This window comes from Clostridium sp. CTA-7 (assembly GCF_054768095.1).
Genome location: NZ_BAAAAV010000009.1, coordinates 164,219 through 189,826, shown reverse-complemented (window position 1 = coordinate 189,826; position 25,608 = coordinate 164,219). Strand labels below are relative to the sequence as shown.

Annotated in this window: 15 protein-coding genes and 1 pseudogene; 6 read left to right on the top strand and 10 right to left on the bottom strand. The window is 29.7% G+C overall.

The features are described 5' to 3' along the window. The 7 genes and pseudogenes from ACYUEX_RS16130 to nagA form a co-directional block, all read right to left on the bottom strand. Positions 1-667: pseudogene (locus ACYUEX_RS16130) on the bottom strand (class II fructose-bisphosphate aldolase); the annotation flags it as partial. 75 nt (positions 668-742) lie between these two features. Beyond that, complete coding sequence (locus ACYUEX_RS16125) at positions 743-1,906, bottom strand: SIS domain-containing protein (RefSeq protein WP_411169674.1); 1,164 nt, start codon at positions 1,904-1,906, stop codon at positions 743-745. Between the two features lie 61 nt (positions 1,907-1,967). Next, on the bottom strand, positions 1,968-2,696 hold the full coding sequence (locus tag ACYUEX_RS16120) for a GntR family transcriptional regulator (RefSeq protein ID WP_460289083.1): 729 nt from the start codon (positions 2,694-2,696) through the stop codon (positions 1,968-1,970). A 301-nt stretch (positions 2,697-2,997) separates the two neighbouring features. Further along, positions 2,998-8,307, bottom strand: a complete 5,310-nt coding sequence (locus ACYUEX_RS16115; RefSeq protein ID WP_460289082.1) for a discoidin domain-containing protein — start codon at positions 8,305-8,307, stop codon at positions 2,998-3,000. Positions 8,308-8,467: 160 nt separating this feature from the next. Beyond that, on the bottom strand, positions 8,468-15,112 hold the full coding sequence (locus ACYUEX_RS16110; protein WP_460289081.1) for a discoidin domain-containing protein: 6,645 nt from the start codon (positions 15,110-15,112) through the stop codon (positions 8,468-8,470). Between the two features lie 825 nt (positions 15,113-15,937). Then, entirely contained in the window at positions 15,938-16,468 is a 531-nt protein-coding gene (locus tag ACYUEX_RS16105; RefSeq protein WP_460289080.1) for a hypothetical protein, read from the bottom strand. Further along, positions 16,468-17,607: an N-acetylglucosamine-6-phosphate deacetylase gene (gene nagA / locus ACYUEX_RS16100; RefSeq protein WP_460289079.1), complete on the bottom strand. Its 1,140-nt coding sequence runs from the start codon at positions 17,605-17,607 to the stop codon at positions 16,468-16,470. The genes ACYUEX_RS16105 and nagA overlap by 1 nt, the downstream gene beginning before the upstream one ends. A 172-nt stretch (positions 17,608-17,779) precedes the next feature. Here nagA and agaF point away from each other — a divergent pair, with 172 nt between their 5' ends. Both agaF and yajC read left to right on the top strand, forming a co-directional pair. Beyond that, positions 17,780-18,211, top strand: coding sequence for a PTS galactosamine/N-acetylgalactosamine transporter subunit IIA (gene agaF / locus ACYUEX_RS16095; RefSeq protein WP_460289078.1), 432 nt, complete (start codon positions 17,780-17,782; stop codon positions 18,209-18,211). A gap of 2 nt (positions 18,212-18,213) precedes the next feature. After that, positions 18,214-18,492, top strand: a complete 279-nt coding sequence (gene yajC, locus ACYUEX_RS16090) for a preprotein translocase subunit YajC (RefSeq protein WP_460289077.1) — start codon at positions 18,214-18,216, stop codon at positions 18,490-18,492. A gap of 30 nt (positions 18,493-18,522) precedes the next feature. Here the strand turns inward: yajC and ACYUEX_RS16085 are convergent, their stop codons facing one another. Continuing rightward, positions 18,523-19,692 carry a helix-turn-helix transcriptional regulator gene (locus tag ACYUEX_RS16085; RefSeq protein ID WP_460289076.1) on the bottom strand — a complete coding sequence of 390 codons (1,170 nt, stop codon included), beginning with the start codon at positions 19,690-19,692 and terminating at the stop codon, positions 18,523-18,525. A gap of 377 nt (positions 19,693-20,069) precedes the next feature. Between ACYUEX_RS16085 and agaV the strand changes: the two genes are divergently transcribed. The 3 genes from agaV to ACYUEX_RS16070 are packed head-to-tail and all read left to right on the top strand — an operon-like array spanning position 20,070 to position 22,213. Continuing rightward, positions 20,070-20,546: a PTS N-acetylgalactosamine transporter subunit IIB gene (gene agaV / locus ACYUEX_RS16080; RefSeq protein WP_460289075.1), complete on the top strand. Its 477-nt coding sequence runs from the start codon at positions 20,070-20,072 to the stop codon at positions 20,544-20,546. 22 nt (positions 20,547-20,568) lie between these two features. Continuing rightward, entirely contained in the window at positions 20,569-21,381 is an 813-nt protein-coding gene (locus tag ACYUEX_RS16075) for a PTS mannose/fructose/sorbose/N-acetylgalactosamine transporter subunit IIC (RefSeq protein ID WP_460289074.1), read from the top strand. After that, a complete protein-coding gene (locus ACYUEX_RS16070; RefSeq protein WP_460289073.1) occupies positions 21,371-22,213 on the top strand; it encodes a PTS system mannose/fructose/sorbose family transporter subunit IID in 843 nt (280 codons plus the stop codon). The genes ACYUEX_RS16075 and ACYUEX_RS16070 overlap by 11 nt, the downstream gene beginning before the upstream one ends. A gap of 168 nt (positions 22,214-22,381) precedes the next feature. Here ACYUEX_RS16070 and ACYUEX_RS16065 read toward each other — a convergent pair whose 3' ends face one another. After that, positions 22,382-23,335, bottom strand: a complete 954-nt coding sequence (locus ACYUEX_RS16065) for an N-acetylglucosamine kinase (RefSeq protein ID WP_460289072.1) — start codon at positions 23,333-23,335, stop codon at positions 22,382-22,384. Positions 23,336-23,710: 375 nt separating this feature from the next. Between ACYUEX_RS16065 and ACYUEX_RS16060 the strand changes: the two genes are divergently transcribed. Continuing rightward, positions 23,711-24,406, top strand: a complete 696-nt coding sequence (locus tag ACYUEX_RS16060) for a YetF domain-containing protein (protein WP_460289071.1) — start codon at positions 23,711-23,713, stop codon at positions 24,404-24,406. 49 nt (positions 24,407-24,455) lie between these two features. Here ACYUEX_RS16060 and ACYUEX_RS16055 read toward each other — a convergent pair whose 3' ends face one another. Next, positions 24,456-25,397, bottom strand: coding sequence for a DNA-3-methyladenine glycosylase family protein (locus ACYUEX_RS16055; protein ID WP_460289070.1), 942 nt, complete (start codon positions 25,395-25,397; stop codon positions 24,456-24,458). Positions 25,398-25,608 lie beyond the last annotated feature (211 nt).

The window sequence follows — 25,608 nt, the reverse complement described above, 5'->3', positions numbered from 1 at the left end:
GGATTTTCAATAAAGTATTTCTTTACTGCATCAGAAAATGGTATTTTTAAATCTGTTGCTACATTAACTTTGCATATTCCAAGTGAAATAGCCTTTTTAACTAATTCATCTGGTACATCTGATGCTCCATGTAAAACTAGTGGTACATTTACCATATCTCTTATTTCCTTTAATCTATCAAAGTCAAGCTTTGCTTCACCTTTATATAATCCATGAGCTGTTCCAATAGCTACTGCTAATGAATCTATCCCTGTTCTTTCTACAAATTCTTTTGCTTGTTTTGGATTAGTGTACATAGCATCTTTTTCATCTACTACTAAGTCATCTTCTTGYCCACCTAGTYTTCCAAGTTCAGCTTCTACTGTTGCRTCAAATTTATGTGCATATTCAACTACTTCTTTTACTGTTTTTACATTGTTTTCAAAATCTGAATGTGATGCATCTATCATTGTWGATTTAAAGCCTAAGTCTACGAAATGCTTAATTTCTTCAACTACTTCATAATGGTTGATGGTGTACCTGCTAAAATTACTGGTGATTTTAATTCAGCTGCTGTATCTACCACTACTTGTAATGTTTCTAAGTTATGAATATTAAATGCTGGTACAGCATATCCTTCTCTTTGAGCTTTCTTTAACATTTCTCTTGTTGATAATATTTTCATAATTTACTTCAACTCCTTATGTATTTTTTATATTTCATTTTTCATATCAAGTTCAATTTGTTTATTTAATATATTCTTTTACTTATTATATTTGTGAATTATTACACCTTTAACAACTCTGTTAACTGTACCATCCGGTCTTGGATTATCAGGAGAAATTCCTAATTTTAAAGAACTAAATAATCCAAACACTTGCCCAAATAACATATAGTTAAATACTGTATAAACTTCTGGAATTTCTTCACCATCAATATTTAAATATTTATCACATAAACCATTTAATTCATCATTCTTTTTATAGCTAATAACAGCTAATTTATGCTTACCTGTATCTCCATGTATTTCTTTTATAAGATCCATATCATAAAGATTAGTATACTTATTATTAGAATTCATAAATATTACTAATGTATCATCGTTTATTATTGATTTTGGACCGTGTCTAAATCCTAATACAGATTCACAAACAGTAACTACTTTTCCACTTGTAAGTTCTAAATTCTTAAGTGCCATTTCTTGACATAATCCCTTTAGTACTCCTGATCCTAAGTAAACTACTCTTGAAGCATTGTAATCAACTAAATCCTTTATATCTTTCCACTTGTTATCTAAGATATTGTTTCCTTGATTAACTACTATATCAACATACTTTTTATTTTCGTCTAAGTTATTAATATCAAATACTAATAATGAAGCTAATAACATACAGCTAAATGAACTTGTCATAGCAAAACTTTTATCATTTGATAGTTCTGGCATTAATAAGCAAAGGTTATTATCACTTTTAGCTGCCTTTTTCGCAAGTTCTCCATCTTTATTACACGTAATTACCAGTTGAGATATGTCTTTTACATTTTCTCCGAATATATCATAAGCTCCAACACTCTCTGGACTATTTCCTGATCTTGCATAAGAAACTAAAATTGTTGGTGTGTCTTCTTCTATAAATTCTGCTGGATTTGATACTAAATCTGTTGTAGCAATAGCCTCTACTCTTAAATTTAATTTCTTTGCTAAATGTAAGTAAATCGTATCTCCAACATAGTCAGAAGTTCCTGCACCAGTTAATATTATTCTTGTATTACTCTTTAGTTTTCTATCTAAGAAGCTTTTTATTGCTTCTTCATTTTCCTTTACTATATTATAAGTTTCTCCCCATAATTTAGGCTGCTGTCTTATTTCTGTAGCTGTGTACATTGCCCCTAATTCATTAATTCTTTCCATTTCCATTCCAAAAAACATCTTAATACCTCCTACATCTGTTAATGTCATCATTACCAGTTTAATTAAAAAATTTTTGTTTTTAATTGTTATTTAATTTTACTCTATACTTAAATTTGTCCCCTCTAGCTACTCCAACAGTATATTCTATTATATCTTTATTTTCATATGTTAGTCTCTCTATTTTTAAACTTGGAGCACCTTCTTTAATATCTAAGTATATGCTTTCTAACTTATTAGTTAATATAGGTTGAAAAAATTCTTCTGCTGCTGTTAGCTTAACATTAAACTCCTTAACAAGTACATCATACATAGGTTTTTCTATTAATTGATTTTTTGTTAAGTCTTTAAACCTATTAAAGGGAAGATAAGTAGTTTCATATATCATATGAATACCATCAGCCATTCTTATTCTTGATATCTTGTAAAGCAAATCATCATTATCCATTTTGAAAATGGATCCAACTTTCTCTTCAGCTTGGACTATTTCAAATCCAGTTACTTCTGAGCTAGGCTTTTTCCCAAGCTTTTTCATTTCTTCTGTAAATGAATAAAAAGAAATTAAATCTTGATTAACTCTTTTGGGAGATACAAAGGTTCCTTTACCATGAACTTTATATATATATCCCTCTTTTTCAAGCTCATCTAAAGCCTGCCTAACTGTAGTTCTACTTACATCATACTTTTCACAGATTTCTCTTTCAGAAAGTATTCTTTCATTTTCCTGTAGAGTGTTCTCTATCATTTCTATAAGTATTTCCATCAATTGTAAATATAGCGGTATTCTAGAGCTTTTATCAACAATATTCATTTTTTCACCTCATTGATCATATTCTAATTATACCATAGTTTATTATATTAAAAAACATATTTAATTTAAATACTTCTTTAATATAATTTCTGATTTCAAAAAAATATATATATTTCTCTTATTCAATCTACATTGTAAACGCTAAAATAAAACATGTCAAATATCTATTTCGATATAAATTAGTTTTTACCAAATATAATTTAAAGCTCTAATAAGCAAATAGTCTGTGTTTGCTCTTACGGTAATTTATTCCATAATCATAAGAGCTCTCACAGACTATAACTCATTTTATTATCACCTATTATTTATTTCTTTTTCTCATAATAGATATTCCTAATGCTGTTGTTAACGTTCCAAGTAATGTCATTAAACTAGCTGGTGTTCCTCCTGTACTTGGTAGGTTATTTGCATTATTTCCTTTTCCAGTATTATTATTTCCATTGTTTCCACTAGCTCCGTTATCAGCACCATTATTCCCTGTATTTTCACTATTACCTTGTGCAATTTCTAAGTTAGCTAACGCTAATTCTAATCCATTTTCTGCTTCATCTACTTCTTTTTGAGTAGCTTCTTCATTAGCTAAAACAGCTTTAACTTCTTTTAATTTTGCATTAAGAGCATTAACAGTTTCCTTAGTATATTTAGATGTGTCTATTGCTTCAGCTTTATTTATTAATGCTTCAAGTTTAGACTTATCAGGTATTAATCTTAAATCTAAATAAGCTTTAACTAATTTATTATAAGCATCCTTTACTTCTGCTTCCATTGCATTTTCATCTGCTATTACCTTATTAGCTTTTTCAACTTCAACTTGAAGTGCAGACCAGGTAGCTTCTTTATATTTGCTTCCATCTAAAGCATTTATTATTTGAATTAGTTTTTCAAGTTCTGCCTTATCACCTTTTTTGAATTCTAACATATGAATTGCCTTAACTAATTTCTTTATAGCTAATTCTACTTGAACTTCTGTGGCATTTTCATCAACAAAAATAACTTTCGCTTCTTCTAATGCTTCTTCAAATTCCTTAACCACTACTGGAACAACATTGGCAAGTGCTCCATTTGCCTTTACATCTTCAGCATATTCTATAACTGTTTCTAATACTGCTTTATCAACTTCTTCAGTATTTTCATCTTTAATAATAAGGCTATCAATTGCATTTTTTAGAGTGTCCATGGCTTCATTAACATCTGCTTCAGTTGCATTTTCATTATTCACTACTGATCTTGCCTTATTTAATTCGGCTTCTAATAATATCCATGATTCTTCTGTATAATATTCCTTATTTAAATCTTCTACCTTTATTAATAAGTTATTTAAATCTTTAGCTTCTAATAATGAAGAATATGCTAATTCTAAATCATTTTTTAATATGCTTAAAGCTTGTGTATTAATAATATCTAAAGAAGTAATTTTTGAAGCAACTTCCTTATATTTATTTACAGTTGCTATTGTATAGTCACTTTCATTTATCTTTTTAACTAATTCAATAGCCTCCTTTATTTCATCTTGTGTTGCTAACCTATCTTTTTTAGAAACATATATTTCCTTTACTGCTGCAAAGTTGGCTCCATTAAATGTAGAAAGTGCAGTTAATCTAATTCCATTAGCTATTATACTTTCTTCGAATTCTATTTTGTCATTTTTACCGTCTATAAATTCTCCTTCTTTGATAGACTTCCATTCTCCACCAACTTTAGCTTCTAATTTATATTTTTTAATAGTTCCATTTGACCCTTTACCACGTGATAATACATTTACACTATCAAATGAAATTTCTTTTCCAAAATCCATTGAAATCCAATGGCTTCCTGAATGATTATCTCCACCTACATAATTTGTATGCCACCAGCTATTTTCATTTTCATCAATTGCTGATGATGCAGGGCCATCTCCAGTTGGTGATGTCATTTCTGAACATGCACTTGCCTTCCAATCTTTTCTGTCATATTCAATTATAGGTGCATTACTATATAAGGAATAATTCGCCTTTACTTCATCGTAATAAATTGAAGTATTTTTTAATCTTATTTCCCCTAAAATTCCGCTGAAGTTATTATCAGCTAATTCTATTTCACCACTTACAATTGATTGGTTAGTTTTTGATTCATCATATACAGAGTTTGCAAGCTCTCCATCAATATAAAGCTTAATCATTCCATTAACTTCACGAACTGCAGTAATTTGATGTAAATTCCCATCATTAATTTTACCTACTACAGTATTTTTTGTTGATGTTGGCACATATTCATCTGTTCCAAATGTTCCATGAGCTTTTTCAACAACAGTAGTTACATCTGACTTTGAATTAACATTTAAGTCTTTTACTTTAAAGCTTAAATACCCTTCTTCATTAATAGATAAATTAATATCTTCACCTTGCTTAAATAAGTTAACTCCACTTGATTTAGTATTTACAGCCATACTAATTGCAAAATCAGTTGCTCCTTTAAAGGAATTATTAGTGTTTACTTTATAAGCCTTATCTATATCGAAGAAAAATGAATCTAAATTTCCATTATATTTTTTAGTTACATCTTCCCCATCTACTAAATCTTCATTTGCCTTTATAGAAACAATGTTTAAATCTTTATATACTGGAATATTTAAGGATACTTTTGATATATTACCAACAGCATCTTTTTCACCATCTACATTTAATACTGCATTATCAACTAATACATTTTCAGTATTAATTACAACAGTCCTATAATCATCTAATAATTTAGTTTCTATAATTTTATTTCCTTCAATGCTGTATGCGTCCTTAATATTTCCTATACGTTCATTATACTTAATAGTAATTTCCTTATCTCCAGTTACTTTAGAAGATATAACATTTGCTTCTTCATTATCAATCTTTCCATATTGAATAATTCTAGTTTCGTATGCCTTTAATGTAACAGTAACACTATCTCCATAAGAAACTGCTTCCGTTTCGCCAGCAATATATGGCAATACTTGATTTCCTTTAAGGTCTTTAACTGATTTAGGAACTCCTACAACATCAGTTAACTGTAATGTGTATTCTTTTTCTTCTCCGGTTGGATTTCTAAATGAAACAACACCTTCATTTCCATCCCAAGATGAATACCCATATACTCCTTGAGTTGCACGATTACCAAACAACTTAGCTTTTTCTAAAATATGAGCATTTGTTTGTGCAAAATCTAATGCATCTGCGTTTACTCGCCATTTTTCTTCATCCATAATTGATGGAGAATAATATAGTTCCCAAAATGCTGTTCCACGAACTGAATTTGCAAATAAGAAATCTCTAAAATCCTCTGTAGTTGCTGAACTTCTATCTGATACCCCATAAATAGGATCATGGTTATATATATTTTTTAATGGGAATTGAACTTGATTTACTTTAAATAAGTTATAATAAACATTATCTCTATATGTGATTTTTTGTTGATGTCTTGCACCAGTACCTGCCTCGCCTGTATCTCCAGAGTCTTGTACCCACACAGTATTTACCCATTGTAAAATCCAAGGGCTTAAATTTACATAACAAGTAGCATTAATAAATAAATCCTTACCTTCATCTTTACGACTTGCCCTCATTTCTTCCCAAGCATTTGTCCACTTTTCCCATAAATCTGTTGTATAATATGAGTTATTAGTACCACCAGTCATATGGTCATGGCTAGCATTTGTACACGGTCTTACTGCAAAACCATCTATTTTCCAATAATCAACATCAAATCTTGTTTGATAGTCAATAAACATACTTGTTAAATTCTTTACATATTTATCAGAACCTACACAAACATTTGCCCAATAATCCTTTTGCATATATCCAGTTCCCATTTTCTCTAGATATTTTGCAAAATTACCAAAATAATTATAACCACCTTGTGGTCCTACCCAAACTCCAAATTTTGATTGAAACTTTTGAGTTAATTCAGTAGATGTATATAATTCATTAGGGAACTTATCATTAAACTCCCAAAAACCAGTACGATTCATACTTTCCCCAGCATCTGGCACTGAAATATTTGGATTAAATTCTGGATCTCTATAATTGTTCCATCCATCATCAACAACATAGGAATCAACAGGTTCAACACCATTTTGAGTTAATCCTTTTTCTGAACCATAAAATGACTTTGCAATACTTTCATCCGTTATTGCTAACATATTATCATACCATGAATTATATTGCTTTCTAAATTCAGTTGGAGTTGCAATTTCTGATATATATTCATAAAAATCAGTTTGTACAACATCTGTATCTGTCCCTTTTGCAGCACCTATAACATTTTGCCATGACACAAATTTACCATCTGTTGTTAATTGATTGTCTTTAGCTAGTCTATCAAAAGTTTTACCACTATAATATCTTATTTGCATCTCATTATTAATCATATCTGTATCTGCTGCTGGAAATTCTGAACCAAAGAACATACCATTTGCATATATAGGTTGCCCTAGCATCAATTCATTTTTACCAATCCACATTGATGATACATCTTTTAAATCTGGATGAGACCAAACAGTATTCTTAATTTCATCAGCCAATATAAAATGATCTAAATCTATATAATCTATTTGAGCATTATTGTTATTAGTTTTTATTTCAAGGAATGACCTCATATAGTGATCATCACTTTCAAGAACAGTAATCATGTCAATTTCATATTCAATATTTTTGAAACTATATGGTTCATAAGCTATAGTAAGCTTTTTACCGTTTTCAATATCTTCTACTTTAGTATTTTTAGTATCAATCTTTAAGTTTGTTGATTTAATTTTATTATCCTTAGTTGGAGCTTCTGGAGCTTTATAACTATCTGAAAATAAATTAATTTCTGCTCCTGTAAATTCTTGAGTACCACCTAATCCATCAGATAATTGGTCTATTCTTACATATCTTGTCGTATGGGTTTTATCCAAATTACCATAAACAACATCCCCTACATTATATAAATCTCCTTCTTTATGCAAGTTATAATCATTTCTTTTAAATTCCCCACTACCTGCTTCTTGCCAATTAGCTCCATCTTCACTTACATAAAGTTTATATTGCCCCATGCTTCCATTTATCCCATATGCAGAATCTTGATATCCTGGCCTCTTTAAATACGAAAAAGATGATATAGTTTTTTCTTCTCCTAAATCAACTTTTAATGAAATTGGATATCCTGCAATTTGATAATCGTCAATATAGGTATCCTTATTTCCATCAAATAATTTTAATACACTTACCTCTGGATATGTTTTACCACTATTTGCAGATAAAGTTGCCTTCCAATTAGTACGATTTAATATTTCTGTTGGTATAGTTGGTTTAGGGTTTTCTGGTTCTTGTCCTTCTTGTTGTATTGTGTTAATTATAAAATCCTCTGACCCTGATTGTGGTATTAATTTTGTATTAGCTCTGTTGTTTTCTATTAAGCTTGTTAATACCTTACCTTCAACTATTGAAAACTCTCTTTTAATATAGTCATTACCAATGATGATTTTATTGTTATCTAAACTAGCTATAATATTTCCTTCTCTAATACTTTCAGCTTTTACTACAAATGATGTATTAGTTAAAACTATATTAAAGCTTAAAATTATAGATAATGATATTCTTGAAAATCTATTCAATTTCATCATTTCTCTTTCCTTTCTAATATTAACTTAGATATAATTTTCAAAATATTTGTATATGTGTAAAAATGTTGTCGTTATTTTAAAATAGTTTGCTCTGATTTAATAAAATAGTTTAGTTACTATTCTATTAAATCTTTGCAAACTAATTTATCATTTTAATCTCTTATTCTTCGTTTCTTTTTCTTTTTTTCATTATAGAAACTCCCAACAATGAAGTTAATGTTCCAAGTAATGCCATTGCACTAGCTGGTGTTCCCCCTGTACTTGGTAATTTCCCTCCATTATTGCTGTTGTTATTATTGTTATTTCTGTGGCCATTACCATTGTTATTTCCATTTCCGTTACCATTATTATTTCCGTTGTTATTTCCATTACCGTTGCCGTTATTGTTTCCATTGCCTTCATTATTAGTGTTTCCACCGTTTCCGTTACTTGCAATTAAACCTTCTAAAGCTAACTTTAATCCATTGGCTGCTTCATCTACTTCACTTTGGCTAGCTTCTTCATTGTTAAAAACAGATCTAACATTAGCTAATTCTAAACTAACCTTATTAGCACTTTCCTTAGTATATTTAGATAAGTCTATTGCTTCAGCCTTCATTATTAAATCTTCAAGAATAGATTTATCTGGGATTAATCTTAAATCAAGGTAAGCTTTTATTAACTTATTATAAGCTTCATTTATTTCTTCTTGACTTGCATCCTTATTACTTAAGATTCCCTTAGCATAATCTAATTCTGCCTTGAACTCATTAACAGTTCCTGTTGTATACTTAGATAAATCTTTAGCTTCTAATTCAGCTACTAATTCTCTAAGTTTAGAATTATCAGCTACTAATTCTAATTCAGCGAATGCCTTATTCAAGCTTTCATAAGTTTTAGCAACTTCTTCTTCCATTGCATTTTCATCTGCAATTACTTTATCAGCTTTTTCAAGCTCAACTTGCAATGCATTCCAAGTTGAAGTTGTATATTTACTTTCATCTAAAATTTTAATTATTTCAACAAGTTCTTTAAGCTTTGTCTTATCTCCTACTTTGAACTCTAGCATATGAATTACGTTTATTAATCTCTTTTCAGCTATATCTACTTGAGCTTGTGTAGCATTTTCATTAGCTAAAACTTCTTTAGCTTCTTTTAATGCAGCCTCAAGTTCTTTAATTACTGCTGGAACAACACCTTCAAGCTCTCCATTTGCCTTTAAGTTTTGAACATATTCTATTGCCATTGCTAGAATTGTTTTATTAACTTCTTCAACATCGTCTTTCTTAACAAGATTATCAATTGCATCAGTTAAAATATTAATTGCTTCATTAACTTGCTCTTGAGTTGCTGAATTATAATTTAATATTCCCTTAGCTGCATCAATTGCTACCTTAACTGCATTAAAGCTTTCTGCTGTGTAATCAGCTTCAACTAATGCCTCCGCCTCGCTAATCTTACTACTTAAGTTTGATTTATCTACTTCTGACTGTCCATAGAATTTAAGTTCAGCTATACTTGCATATTTATCACGAGTATCACCTAAAGTTTTTACTGCAGTAAATCTAACATATTGAGCCTTAGTAGTATTGAAACGTATTGGATTATATCCTCTATTTTCCAATCCTGAACCATTACTTGCTTCTTTAAAGGTTCCTTTTCTAGCTTCTGTCCAATTTTCGTTATCTAAACTAGTTTCAACAATATATTCAGTTACATGTCCATTTTTACTGTTTTGTCTTGGTAAATAATCAATTTGATTAAGGTTATAAGGTTTATCTAACTTAACTACTATTGAAACTGGTAGCTTATGACTACTTTGATAACCCGAATGCCATATTGTATTTTCATCACCATCTACAGCATTTTCCATAAAGTCACTATCTGCTTCAGAAGTTGCGAATATAGCTTCTAATTTACTAAAGTCAATTACATTTAAGTTAGCATCGTCACGTTCTTTTAATCCATTTATAGCTACTCTTATTGATATAATCGCAGAACTTAATTCTGATTCTGTCTTTGCTGTTTCTAATACTTTTTCAGCATTTTCTATAGCTTTTAGTAATTCTGAATAAGTTTCCTCTGTATAAATTTCACTATTCTTTGAGTATGACTTACCCTTTTCAATAGCTTCAATTAATATAGATTTATCAAATCCATCAAGTACTGTAACTTCATGCTCAACGCTAAGCTTTCCATCAGCAGTTGTAGCTTTTACCTTTGCTGTACCAGGCTTAACCCCTCTTAAATAATAAGTAGCTGAATTATCATTATCTACACGTATAACCTTTACTACCTCTTCATTTTCTGAAGTAAGTTTATAATTTAAATTTGCAGTTTCAGGTAATACTTTTGCAAATATAGGCGCTATCTTATTTACATAAAGATTTGTTGGTGCATTTTCTAAGAATTCTATTGATGATGGAGCTTGTAGTTTTTCTTCATAAAACTCAATTTCATTTATTGCTAATGTATTAATATCTTTAAATGATTCTAAAGCTGTAATTACAATTTTATCAAAAACTTGGCCATTTAATTCATATATAGTTTTTGCAACTGCACTTGTAGCATTAGTTTTTTCACCTAAATCAGTTTCAGCACCATTTAAATAGCCCACTGCCTTTACCTTCTTCAACGCTGCAATACTACCTGTACGATTGTATATTGTGAAATTATCAAATTTCTTTGATCCATTAAAAGTAAATGTCATTTCAAATGGAAGTGTTCCTTTATCTACTTGATCAGCAGAATATACCCATTTTAAATCCATACGAGAAGTATCAGCACTACTTGTAGTTCCATCTATTAACCTGCTTAATCCCATTCCTGTTTGTAATTGTGACTCATCACCAGTTACAGTAATACTTTCTTTTCCAACCTTCACTACTGAATCTTTATCCCCTGGTAATGGATCTTCTGGATTAGTAATATTAGCAACTGCATTTTTAGAATTTAGGTTACTATCAACTACTAATGCATCACTTAATGCTAAGTCAAAATTAATATCACTCTTTGCTTTTAAAGTAATTGTCGCAAGGGTATCTGTTCCGTTAAGTCTAACGTTATCACCAATATTAGTAAAAACAGTGTAAAGATCTTGTGAATTATCACTATGAACTCTAATCTTTGAGAAGTTCTTCATAGAAGCTGTTGAGACTGCACCTTCTGTTTTTATAAATTCATACTTACTTGAATCTAAAGGAACCTCTGCACTAAAGGCATTAACATCTGTTAATCCAGTACCTACAACATCAACAGTAAAAGTTTCACCTGCTGAAATACTTGTCTTATTAGGAACTAGCATAATTTCTCCAGCAACATTTCCACCTTCTGTTGGTACTATACCACCTTCTAATTGGCTTGCTACATAACTTATATCGTAAGCATCAATAACATTATTAAAGTTTAAGTCAGCCATTGATACATAATCCCAATCTGCATCTACAGATGATAAGCCAGTGTAATTTTGAAGGAATGTTAAATCTCCTTCTTCTATTGTTCCACCATTGTTCCAGTCACCAACAAGTTGACCACTAGTTCCATCTACCTTATATGGTCTAAACTCTCTCATTGCCAAGAAGTTACCAATTGATTCTTTTGTTACAACTTTAAAGTAACGTGCTTTAATTGGTGAAGTAAAGTTTATAGTCTTTACTTGTCCATCTGTAGCCCAAGCTGCATTTCCTGAATCACTTGCATTACTAAATACTTTTTCATAGTTCACACCATCTAAGCTACTATAAATTTCAGCTCGTTTTACAGACCCATTTCCATAATTTCTAAATAACAAATCTAACTTTTCAATTTGATAAGCTTTTTTCATATCAATTATAAATGGCTTATCAATTGCATTTCCTGCTGAGTGGAATTGAGAGTTATTATCACCATCTATAGCATTTTTAGGCACTTCACTACTATAGTTTCCTTCTGTCCACTTAACAGTCATATCTTTAGGAACATTGCGATATGGGTCTAAATCTGTTTTAACTATTAATTTTTCACTCCAGTTTGAATAACCATCCTTATCTACACTACGAATACGATAGCTGTAATCAGTATCAAAATCTAAATTTTTATGAGCATATTGTGTTGCTGTTATATTTTTTTGTATTATTCCATCAATTTCAATTTCATAAGATTCTGCTCCTTCTACTTTATCCCAAGTTAAATTTATTGAATTTGAAGTTATTGAATCTTCTGGAGCAATGAAATTTGTAGGAACACTTAACTTTGTATTAACTTCATTTTTAGAAATGTCTTGAGTATTTATAAAGTCGTTAATAGTTAATTCAACTTCATTTTCTTTCACATTTGTCTTTTCTGTTTTTATATAAAGCTTAGGTGTAGTACTTATTTTTACATTCGCAAATTCTGATTCTTCTGTTGAGTATTTATTTAAATTTGGAGTTTTATCATAAAAATAAAGATTTGTTCCCTTTTCAAACTCTTCTAAAGATGAAGCTTCTTTTAGTGAAACATTTCTATTTCCAATCTTTAATGCCAAATCTGTTGGCTTTTCACTAACATTTACTATGAATTCTGTTGATCTATCATTTACAATTCCTTCATAATCTCCAGTTAGTAAACCTGCTTTAATTACAGCTTTTCCTTTTCCTTCCTTAGGAGCTGATGAAGTTATCATTGTTGTTGCTGATTTTCCTTCTTTATAGTCTGTAGTTAATCCATCATCTTCATAAATTTCAAAATTAGTGTCTCCACTTGGATATACTTCAAATTTTCTTTGTGAACGATCTATCTTTTCTGGAGTATTGTTTTCATTATTCATAGGAATAATAGCTCCGTTTTTAACAAATAGAGGAAGCTTCCAAATAGGTGCATCAAAGTTATTTAATACTCCGCCACCTCTATATTGCTTTCCTGTAAAGTAATCAATCCATATCTGATCTTCGTCTGGAAGATATATATCATTACGTATATCATTACCCTTTGCATCAGCTGCAGTATTTTGATATACAGGTGCTACCAATAGGTTTGGTCCCCACATATATTGATATTGAGTATTTGCTCCATAAGTGTATGCATTAGGATATTCTAACATCATTGCACGTATCATAGGAGTTCCTTTAGTAGTCGCTTCATTTGCAATAGTATAGTTATAAGCCATCATTTCTGCTTTTAATTTTAAATACATACGGTTAATTGAAGTAGTTGGCTCACCAAATTGATAAGGTTTCTTAGGGTATTTTCCCCAACCATCCATGTCTATTTCAATTGGAGTAAATGCCTTCCATTGAATATCACGAGTTTGAATTAAACTATCTCCACCAAATATTCCATCTATATCTGAACCTACGTTAGGTTGTCCTGATAATCCTGAACCTATATAAGTTGGAATATGGAAACGAATATATTCCCAGTTACCCCCTGTTTGGTCTCCAGACCATATACCCGCATAACGTTGGGTACCAGCCCATCCATCTAATGATATAATAAAAGGTCTAGCACGATCCTTGGAGTTATTTACTATTCCTTCTGCTGCCTGTCTTACCGCATTAAGTGCAAAAGAATATCCTGCTCCTACCCATGCAACGTCTGTTTTAACTGCATTTGTTCCAGCAACTCCAACTTCTTTATCTATATCACGTTGTAAATAAACTTCTCCAACACCAGTTGGCTTTAGATCACTTTGTGTCCAAAGTCCAGTTTGTATTCCTTTACTTCTTGTATAATCAACAAACTCTTTTAAAAGAGCTATATTCCCATCAATAGTATTTGCACGCCCATATCCAGCACCATATCCATCGTTAGGTAAGAACCATCCAATAGGCATATCATTGTCAACATGTTCATCTACAACTTTTTTAGCATCTACCATTAAAGTTTCTTGACGGTCGAATCCCGGTTTTTGAGTTTGGGATTCTTGTCCAGTTTCATCGTTAATCCAGTCACGAGCATATGCATTTGCATGGCCTATATAAAATGCATACTCTGGTAATAATACAGGTTTACCTGTCAAATCAGTAAATTTATTAATAATCTTTGATGGAGTATCATCTATAAAATAATATGCATCAAAACGTTTTTCGTCATGCTTTGTAATAACTTTTCCTTTTTCAGTTGAGCTAAAAGCATATTGTCCTGGTTTGAATGTATGTCTCATTACCCCATAACCATTTGTTGACCAATAAAATGGTGTTGGACTTGAAACTCCGCCATCAACCCAGTTATTTTCATTTTTTATATTTATTGTTTTTCCTTTATGTGAAAAACGTCCATTTTGTTGGCCACCACCATAGAAATATTCATCATCAGTGGTCTCTAAAGTTTGAACGGTTTCATTAGTTTTATATTTTAGCGGCTCTGCTTCTTTCCAAATTGTTTTATTTGTTTTCTTATTGAAAAGTTCCATTTTACCTGTTTCTTTTTCTACTTTTAATTCAATACTATCAGTAGAAACCCTTATAATATCGCCATTTTCTACTGTTGGAGTTATCTTACTATATTCATCCTCCGCTTTATCAATAATCTTTGTTATGTGATCCTTAGAATTTGGAGTTGGATCCTCTTGGAATTTCCCTTCAGGATCCATGTATAGTCTAAATATATCACTTTCTAAGAATGATACTCTGACTTTTTCACCAGTAGTCATTTCAAAAGTAACTTTATTACCTAACTTATCGAAGCTCTTAACTCCTCCAATTGTATTGTAGTCATTTGCTCTTGATTGTATAGATAAGTTTTCTTCATTAGAATTAGCTGTTATTGAGTACGCATAAGCTGATGCTGTTTGAATTGTAAGACTTGATGCCAAAGCAGTGGTTAATGCAAGTGCAGTTAGCCTTGCTATTATCATTTTTCTCTTCATAATTCCTCCTCAAATTTTTTCATTTTATTTTCTAATTAGTTTTATATAATAAAAATAAATTTAATAGTATAAACATATTGTTTATACTTATGTACTACTAACTGATTTTATCTTTAGGAATTAACTTTTTATGAATTTGAGATTCACATACTATGAAGTCTATTATTACTTATATTTATGTTTATAAGATATGAGCTTAGATGTCATGTCAATTAGATATGATTAACAATTATTTTTCTTAAGATTCAAATTATCCATTATTTTTAATTACATTAATTTTTGAATGTTTCTACGTCTTTGTCATCTACTACAACAGAACCAGCAACTTGTCCATGAATTAATCTGTTGTCTATTCTTGTTAGTAAAATATTGTACATATCATCACTTTACTTTTTTGTGAAAACATTTCGTTTTACTAATATAGGAAAATTATACAATTAATATAAATATTAATCTTTACACTTTTTAGTATTTGTCTTACTTTTTTTAACAACGTTTACAAATTAAAGTTACTTTTAGTTTCGTAAAAATATGATTTTAGTATTAATATAATTATATATACTATATTAATACCCGCTACTAAGTTCTCTTTTAAATTCAAAACAAACTAGGAGCTGTCACATTAACGGATTTTAATCCGTTAATGTGACAGCTCCTTTTCTTATCTTCTAAATTATATTTTATATATACTATTTCTTTGATTGTAAATTCTTATAAATATTTATACCTAAATTATTTTTAGACCATGATTCTTTTATTATAATCTATATTATAAATAATATTTCATACTGTACATAAAATGGATACTTTAAAAATTTAAAATATCTATTTTATTAGTTTTTTTATTTTACTAAAAGCAACAATATTAATAATTCCTATATAAAAGCTATATACTGAAGCTAATATGCTTAATACTAAAAATAATACATTAAAATTTTGTTGTACTGCATTTATAATAAGAAGAACACTTAACAAAACATAAGCACATGCTTTCATTATTGTCTTTTCTTTCTCCTTACTATTAATTATACTTTCTAACCTCGATGTCTTACGTTCTCTTTTAAAGTCCTTAATTACTTTTAGCTTCTTTAAAAAGCTAAGTCTAAAGTATAGTTCTACTAAAACTATAGTTCCAACTCCAACTAAAAACGTATTTTGTAAAGATTTAAAATAATCTCCTAATAAAATCATAACAATAAATATAGTTAAATATCTATGATAAAATATTCTAAATTTTTGTTCCATTTGCTTAGATACAATATATCCATTTTTATCAAAAACATTATAATAGACTGTATCTCCATATCTATCCAAGTATATGTTATTTCCGGCTAAATTTATAATATTCTTTTTCACTATAACATCGCCTTTCCTAAACAATATGTTTGATGTACTGAATAATCATTATTAAGAATTACTAAATCACTATCATATCCAACTCCTATCCTTCCCTTTTGTTTATCAACACCTAAACACTTGGCTGGATTAATAGTGCATGAATTAATAGCATAGTTAAACGGTACCATAGCTTCTTCAACTAATATCCTAAGTCCATCATTCATCTTTAATGTAGAACCAGCTAACCCTTTTGTTTCTACTAAATGAGCACTTCCATCTTCATAAATTTCTATTTCATTTCCTCCAAACATAAATTTAGAACCAGGCTCATATCCCTTTGCCATTAAGGCATCTGTAATCATAATTCCATAATCTGGGCCCTTTGCATTAAAGAAATTATATAGAGCTGTGGTAGTAGAATGATTTCCATCACAAATTATTTCACCATACATTCCCTTAACCCTCAGTGCAACTCCAACTAATCCATTTTTTCTATGATTAAACGGTGTCATGCCATTATATACATGAGTTTGTGATCTAGCCCCATGCGCAAAAGCAAATATTGCATCTTCATATGTGGAAGCTGAATGCCCTATGCTTACTACTATATTATTGTTAAATAAATATTCTGTAAGTGAGTAGTCTTCATCTATTTCAGTTGCCAAAGTTACATATTTTATTAACCCTTTTGCTGCTTTTTGGTAACTTTGAAATTCCTTAATAGTAGGCTTAACTATATATTCTTTTGGTTGAGCCCCCTTATATTCCATATCAAGATAAGGTCCCTCAAAGTGAATTCCTAATATTTCTGCTCCTTCATATCCCTCTTCTACTACCTTTGCAACATTGCTTAAAGCTTTAATAAGCACTTCTTTGCTTTGAGTTATAGTAGTAGGTAATATTGAAGTAACTCCTTCACTTGCTATCACCTTTGTCCAATTTCTTAATCCTTGCTCATTTGCATCGTTTGTATCAAACCCATAAGCTCCATGACAATGGATATCTATAAATCCTGGCAAAATTCTCTTATCAGCATAATCGTAAGCATCTTGCTTTTCATTATAAGCATAAATATTCACTATTTTATTATCATCTATCTCGATTTGAGCTGGAATAAATTGATCAGCAATCCAGACTCTCTTACTTTGTATTAACATGATATACCTCCTAATTAAACTTATATATAATTATACCTAAGTTTACTTGTCTAATATTTGCACTTTTAAACATATATTTTATATCTTTCACCATTCTTATTGAATTTAAGTCATTCTTCATTATAATTATAATTATTGAATATTACATAATCTATTTTAGGAGATGATAACAATGATAGGATTAATAATTAGTGGACATGGTAACTTTGCATCTGGATTACGTACATCTTTAAAGCTAATTGCAGGAGAACCTTGCAACGTAGAATATATCGACTTTGAGGAAACAGATTCAACAGAAGATTTAAAGAAGAAATATTATGCCTCATTAGAAAATTTAGATAATTGTGACAGTATTTTAGCTCTTAGTGATTTAGCTGGAGGATCACCATTTAAAACTTTAGTTGAAGTTAAAACAGAAATAGAAAAACCAATGGAAGTAATTGGTGGCACAAATTTGCCTATGCTTCTTGAAATATCTATGACTAAAGATATTATAGATGATTTGAATTCACTATCTGAATCAGCTATTGAAGTAGGTAAAAGCGGAGTTGTAAAATTTGAATTTATACTTCATGAAGATGATGAAAGCGAGGATGGTATCTAGCAATGATAAATTGGGAAGTAGTTATATGGACATGCATCACTGTTGCAGTATTATTAGGGATAGGTGCCTTAATATTACTATTTATATCAGCTAGAAACATAAAAAAAAGAACCTCCGAACTTAAGGATGTTCATGTTGAATTAAAGCCAGGCATGAAAGTAATGTTCTGTGGTGGAGTTTATGGTAAAGTAATATCTGTAAGAGAAGAAAAGATAGAAATTGAAATTGCTAAAAACACAGTAATAACTGTATCTAGATATTCAATTCAAAACATTTTATAATAAAATAAAGAGCTGCCGAAATGGCAGCTCTTATGATTTAAATAAACTTTGTGCATATTCACTAGGACTTATTTCATAATGTTGTGTGAAAGCTCTTGAAAAATAATGTATTGAGTTAAAACCTAACATAAATGCTATTTCACTAATAGTATATTTATTTTCTTTAATCAATTTCTTACTCTTAGATAATTTCAAATCATTAATATATTTCTTTGGTGATGTATTTAAATTATTTTTAAACATCATTTGCAAAGATGATCTTGAAATTGAAAATTTAATACAAAGCTCTTCTATAGTTATTGGAGAAGAAATCTTCTCTTCAATATATGCTAATATCCCTTCTAATAATTCATCTTGAAAATGCTGATATGACTCTTTATGTAACTTGCTATCATCAATTTCTAAATAATCATATTGTAATAATCTAATTATAATTTCATGAAAATTGCTCAAAATAAGATTTTCTGAGTATGGTATTGTACTTGATATATTTTTTGCAAAAGTTCTTACAGCCTTGTATAATTCCTTTCTGCAATGAAACACTCTATTGCATATTAAACTAGAATCATCACATTCCATATCAAACATAATTGTTAAATATGAACAAGCTGAATCCATATTTACAGATTGTGTGTGAAATTGATTTTTACCATATACAATTAGATCAGATGAGTTTAATGTGTAATCAACACCATCAATAGATGTATTTAAAGTTCCATTATCAACAAATGTCAATTCAAATAAACTATGACTTTCTCCTTTAAAATTGTAATTTGGACTTTTAATCGTATAATAATAAGCTATTATTTCAGGGATATTTATAGTAGGCAATATTCTATTATAAACATATGGTGGATTTAAAAATTCAAGTTTAAGATTATATCCTGACGGTATTATTAAATTAAAAGTGACTTGATCTGTCATTGAAACAATATTAAAATACATATTAGGCTTAATTTCTAATTTTCTATGAACTGCAAACAGTTTGAAATCACCATTACTTGAATCACTTATTAATATAGATGCCATTCCTTTAACAATCTCTATATATGTTGGTTCTGAGAAATTGTATAGGCTAGAAATAACTTTATCACTAGTTACAATTTGCTTTAATATTAAATCATCCTTATGTATATCCTTAGCTTCATCATAAACAGAACCATACTTTCTAAATTGAGCACTAGTTGTTTTATCATACATAAAAATCACCTCAATATAAATTACTAATATTACTTTCTAATAAGACTTTCGCTAATCCTTAATTAATATCAATTTTATTTTGATTAGCTAATTTTATATTATAAGAATTAATTAATCAATTAATATTTAAATTAAATTTATTAATATATTATATCATAGTTTTTTTTGAATTTAAAAGAGAACTTAGCCGTAGCATTAATATACTATATTAATACTAACATCGTATTTTTACAAAACTAAATTTAACTCCACTTTGTAAACGTTGTTAAAAAGAATAAAACAAATACTAAAAAGTGTAAAGATTATCATTTATATTAAGTATATAATGTTCTCATATTGGTGAAAATAAAATGTTTTCACAAAAAGGAGGTGATATTATGCCGAATATTGTATTAACAAGAATAGACAACAGATTAATTCACGGACAAGTTGCAACTCAATGGTGTGGTTCTATTGGTGCAAACTTAATTCTAGTTGCAAATGATGTTGTAGCTGGAGACAAACTAAGACAAGGTCTAATGGATATGGCTGCACCAGCTTATGCTTCAACTCGTTATTGGACAGTAGAGAAAACTATAAGTACAATTCATAAAGCTAGTGCTAAACAACTTATATTTATAGTTTGCGAAACTCCTACTGACGTGTTAAGACTTGTTGAAGGTGGAGTTCCAATAAAGAAAGTTAATATTGGAAATATGCACATGGCAGAAGGAAAAAGACAAGTTGCTGGTTCCGTTGCAGTAGATGACAAGGATGTAGAAGCATTCAAAAAATTAAAGGAATTAGGAGTAGAGCTTGAAATAAGAAGAGTTCCTACCGAAAATTCAGAAAGTATTGAGAAGATTTTTAAATAAAATAATACAGGGGGAATACTAAATGGATTTTAATATTATACAAATTCTCTTGGTTGCAGTATTTGCATTCATTGCAGGTATTGATCAATTTAGTTTCTTAGAATCATTGTATCAACCAATTGTATCAGGAGCTGTTATTGGTGCAATTCTTGGAGATTTACAAACTGGACTTATTGTAGGTGGTACTTATCAATTAATGACAATCGGTAACATGCCTGTTGGAGGAGCTCAACCTCCAAATGCTGTTATCGGAGGAATAATGGCTGTAGTATTTGCCATTTCTTCTAAATTAGAGCCAGCTGCTGCAGTTGGATTAGCATTTCCATTTGCAGTAATGGGACAATATTCTGTTACTTTATTATTTACAGCTATGTCACCATTAATGTCAAGGGCTGATAAATATGCTGAAAAAGCAGATACAAAGGGTATTGAAAGAATTAACTATTTAGCAATGGCTGCTTTAGGCGGATTCTTTGCACTTGTAGTTGTTATAGGATTAATCGGAGGTAGTGCTGCTGGTGATGCATTATCAAGATTATCAGAACAATACGCTTGGTTCATGGGTGGACTTAGTGCTGCTGGTAATATGATGCGTTATGTTGGATTTGCAATTTTATTACGTATTATGTTATCAAAAGATTTATGGGGAGTTTACTTTGCAGGTTTTGCACTTGCAACTATAATAGGTAAAATAGAAGGTTTAGCTGGATCTGCATTATTATTAATCGCATTCATCGGAATCGCAATTGCTCTCTATGACTTCCAAATTAACGTAAAAATGAAATCTGCTACAGCAAATATAGGAATAGGAGGAGATGACGAAGATGGAATCTAATGCTACACAATATAAAGATTTGACTCCTGCCAAACAACTTGACAAAAAAACTTTAAACAAGATGGTTTGGCGTTCATTATTCTTACAAGCTTCATTTAACTTTGAAAGAATGCAAGCTGCTGGATGGTTATACGGAATATTACCTGGATTAGAGAAAATTCATACTGATAAAGAAGACCTTTCAAAGTCTATGAAACATAACTTAGAGTTCTTTAATACTCACCCATTCCTTGTAACTTTTGTTATGGGTATAATTATGTCATTAGAGCAACAAAAAGCTGATACTAATACTATCCGTGCTGTCCGTGTTGCTGCAATGGGACCTTTAGGTGGAATTGGAGATGCTATTTTCTGGTTCACATTAGTTCCAATTACTGCTGGTATCACTGCCAATATGGCTATTAATGGATCTTTAGCTGGTCCAATACTATTCTTATTAATATTTAATGGTGTTCAATTTGGAATTAGATATTGGTTAATGCATTGGTCATATAATTTAGGTTCAAGCGCAATTGATATCCTAACTAAAAATGCTAAAGAATTTACACGTTCAGCTTCTATGCTAGGTGTATTCATAGTTGGTGCACTTACTTCAAACTATGGTGCAACAAGATTAGCTATTGAAATACCAAATGGAGAAGCTCCAATTAATATACAAAAAATATTAGATGGTGTTCTTCCTCAAATGATTCCACTAGCTCTAACATTAATGTTATACTACTTAATTAAGAAAAGACAATGGTCTCCTGTTAAATGTATAGGTTTATTACTTGTACTTGGAATAGTTGGTGCTTTATTCGGTCACTTATTTGGATTCACAATGTGGGGTTAATATAAATAAAAAGAGGACATGCTGTTTACTAGCAGTCCTCTTTTTTTATTAATTTAAATTTAGTATTATTTAACTTATTCAACATATAAGCTATTTTATCTAATTTGTTACTGATTACAAAAACGAAACGAGGCTATCTCAGACCAGCCTCGTTTTATTTATATTCTTTTACTTAAATATTTCTTTAACATTATCCGGAACTTCATTACCTGCTAAAGTATATGCTAATAATACTGAACCATTCCATGGATCTAATGCTGGCTCTTGCAATTTACATTTTAACTCTGAATCATTTATCATTTCTTGTAAAGGCTCTAAAACGTGTTTTCCAGACTTAAATACCCCACCTGTATATGATACTACAAATTCATCTTTAAAATTTAATTCCTTTGATATAGCATTTATATGCTCAAATATAGCCTCTGCAACATCCCTAAATATTTTTTTACAATCTGGACATCCTTCTTCCGCTGCAAGAAAACATATTTTAGAGAATTTAGCTAATTCTGTTCTATTAAACTTCAATCTATTAAATACTACGTCAACTATTTCATATTGGTATGTTATATTATACTCTTTTTCTAATATATCGTATAAAGCAGTTTTTTCTTTTCTTCCATCTTTTTGCTTTGTATATTCATTTATAGTCCTTAAGGCAATCCAATATGCACTACCATCATCACCTATTCCTGGTCCAAACCCGCCACATCTAGCAAGCTTACCTTCTGAATTTCTTCCATAAGCTATACTACCTGTACCAGCAACTACATTTATTCCTGGCTTGCAAGCAGTTCCCCCTGCCCATCCATTAACAGCATCATTATCAATAGAATATGGTATTTCCATAACTTCTTTTATAGCTTTATCAATTTTTTCCATGTCTTCTAAGCTTTCTCCATATCCAGGGACTCCTGCAAATGCATAGGCTATATCCTTAAATTCTATATTCGCTTCTTCACATACCTTTGCAATATTTTCTCTTAACTCTTTTTTTATACCATCCACACCAACTTGATGAATGTGTATAGTTGAACCTTCCTTTTCTGATACCTTTTCAAGCTTGTCATTAACTAGTAGATACTTTGTTTTAGTTCCGCCTCCATCAATACCTAAATAATACATTTTTCCTTCCCCCTATACAACTTGTCTTATATAATTCTTTTTACTATAATAACATATTATAAACCTTACTAATTTTAAGCTATGTCTAGTATATTATTAATAACTTCCTCTACTATCTAATTATATCTTTATTATTATTAAATTCCAATATTATACTCTATTAAAATTAATAGATATCTCATATTAATTTTTAATACATATCTTTTCTTAACTTCTATATACTTCTATCATTTATGCCATCTTTCAACTGATAAAAAAACATTCTTGAATAAATTAATTAGCTTTGGAAAACATAAATTAAGTTATTATAGATGAAAAGGTTATTTTTTATTCTTATTGTCTTAAAAATTCATATTTTTAGAGGAGATGTTTAATATGAATATAGGAAATGTAGACATACTTAATTTATTATTCAGAACAACCGTTATATTTATTGTATTGTTAACATCAACAAGAGTACTTGGAAAAAAGCAAATGAGTCATCTAACATTTTTTAATTATGTTACTGGGATTACAATTGGTTCTATTGCTGCCAATGTAGTTAGTGATATTCATAGGCCCATTACGGATGAAGTTATTGGTTTGATTTGGTGGTGCGTACTAAGTAGCCTTGCTTCATACATAAGCTTAAAATCAGGAAAAATAAGACATATACTAGACGGACAACCAACTATCTTGATAAAAAAAGGTAAAATTATGAAAGATTCTTTATTTTCAACCGGTCTTAATATTGATGATCTTTCAATGCTACTTAGAAAGAATAGTGTTTTCTCTATTTTAGAAGTGGAATATGCTATATTAGAGCCAAACGGAAGCTTAAGTGTAATGAAAAAACCTGAGCATCATCAACCAACTAAGTCTGATATGAAAATACCTGTTTCCGAGATAAAATATATTCCTTCTGAAATAATTAGTGATGGTAAAATAATAAAGCATAATTTAAAAGAATTTGATTTAGATGAGAAGTGGGTAAAAGATGAACTCGCTAAGCAAAATATAAATTCAATTAAGGATGTCTTTTATGCTGAAATTCAAAGTGATGGAACTTTATTTATTGATAAGAACCCATAATAAAACAAAATAAGGTTGGATGCATCCTTGCTATTCCAACCTTATTTTTTTATACTTCTATTTTGTTTTCCCTTGCATAGTAGAACAAATATTGTTGTGCCATCCCTGATAAGGCACCAAATTTATCCCTAGCAAATACTCTCATTTTATTTAAAGATACATCTGGAGCAACATAAAAATGAATCATTGCTCTTTTAACCCATACATCTACAGGAAAAGATGAATGTTTTGCCATTGAAAATAACATTATACAATCAGCAACTTTTGCTCCTACTCCCATAAACTTTTGAAGTGCTATATGGCATTCATCATCATTTAATGATTTTATGTACTCTAAATCAAAATCTAATACTTCTGGTCTTTCTTCATACTTAGTAGGATTTAATTCTATATCCTCTTTAATTACTAGAGCTTCATTAACTTTTTTAATAGTATCAACTATATACTTACTTCTAAAAGATGCACCTGTTTCTTGTATTTCCTCTAGTGTGGATCCCTTAATTGCTTTTGGAGTTGGGAATGTATAATATTCATTTCCTTTGTATTCTACTTTTTCTCCCCATTTTTCACATATCTTTTTAACTGTTTTCTTTATTGATGGAATACTATTTCTAGCTGATATTATAAAACTTATAAGCATTTCAAAAGGATCTTGATTTAATATTCTGATTCCATACCCAAACTCAACACTTTTTCTAAGTATTTCATCCTTTGCAAGAACATCCTTTATATCATCATAGCTTCTTTCTAAGTCAAAATAATTTAACCATATGTTATTAAAGTCTTTTTCATTAGTATTATATATTGTAACTTCATCATCTTTTTGAATTACTTCTATAACTTTTCCATAGGCAACAATTATGTAATTACAATCATTTATCTTATCCCATCTAAAACATTGCCCACACTCTAATATTTGCTTTATATTAAAGTTTTTAACTCCTTGTATTATAGCTTTATCTTCTTCAAATATAACATTTTTAAAATCCATTTCTTCACCTCTATATATCTCATTAATATATTATTTATCCCCGAGACATAAACGAACTATTCCCCTCTTCTTTTAATTAATTATAACACAATATAAATTAAAATAAAAAATTGCAAATTGATAATTTTAAAATAAACCTTATTTAGTTTAAAAAAATAGAGAAATTCAATGAACTTCCCTATAAATTTAATTTTATAAACATTTTACTATT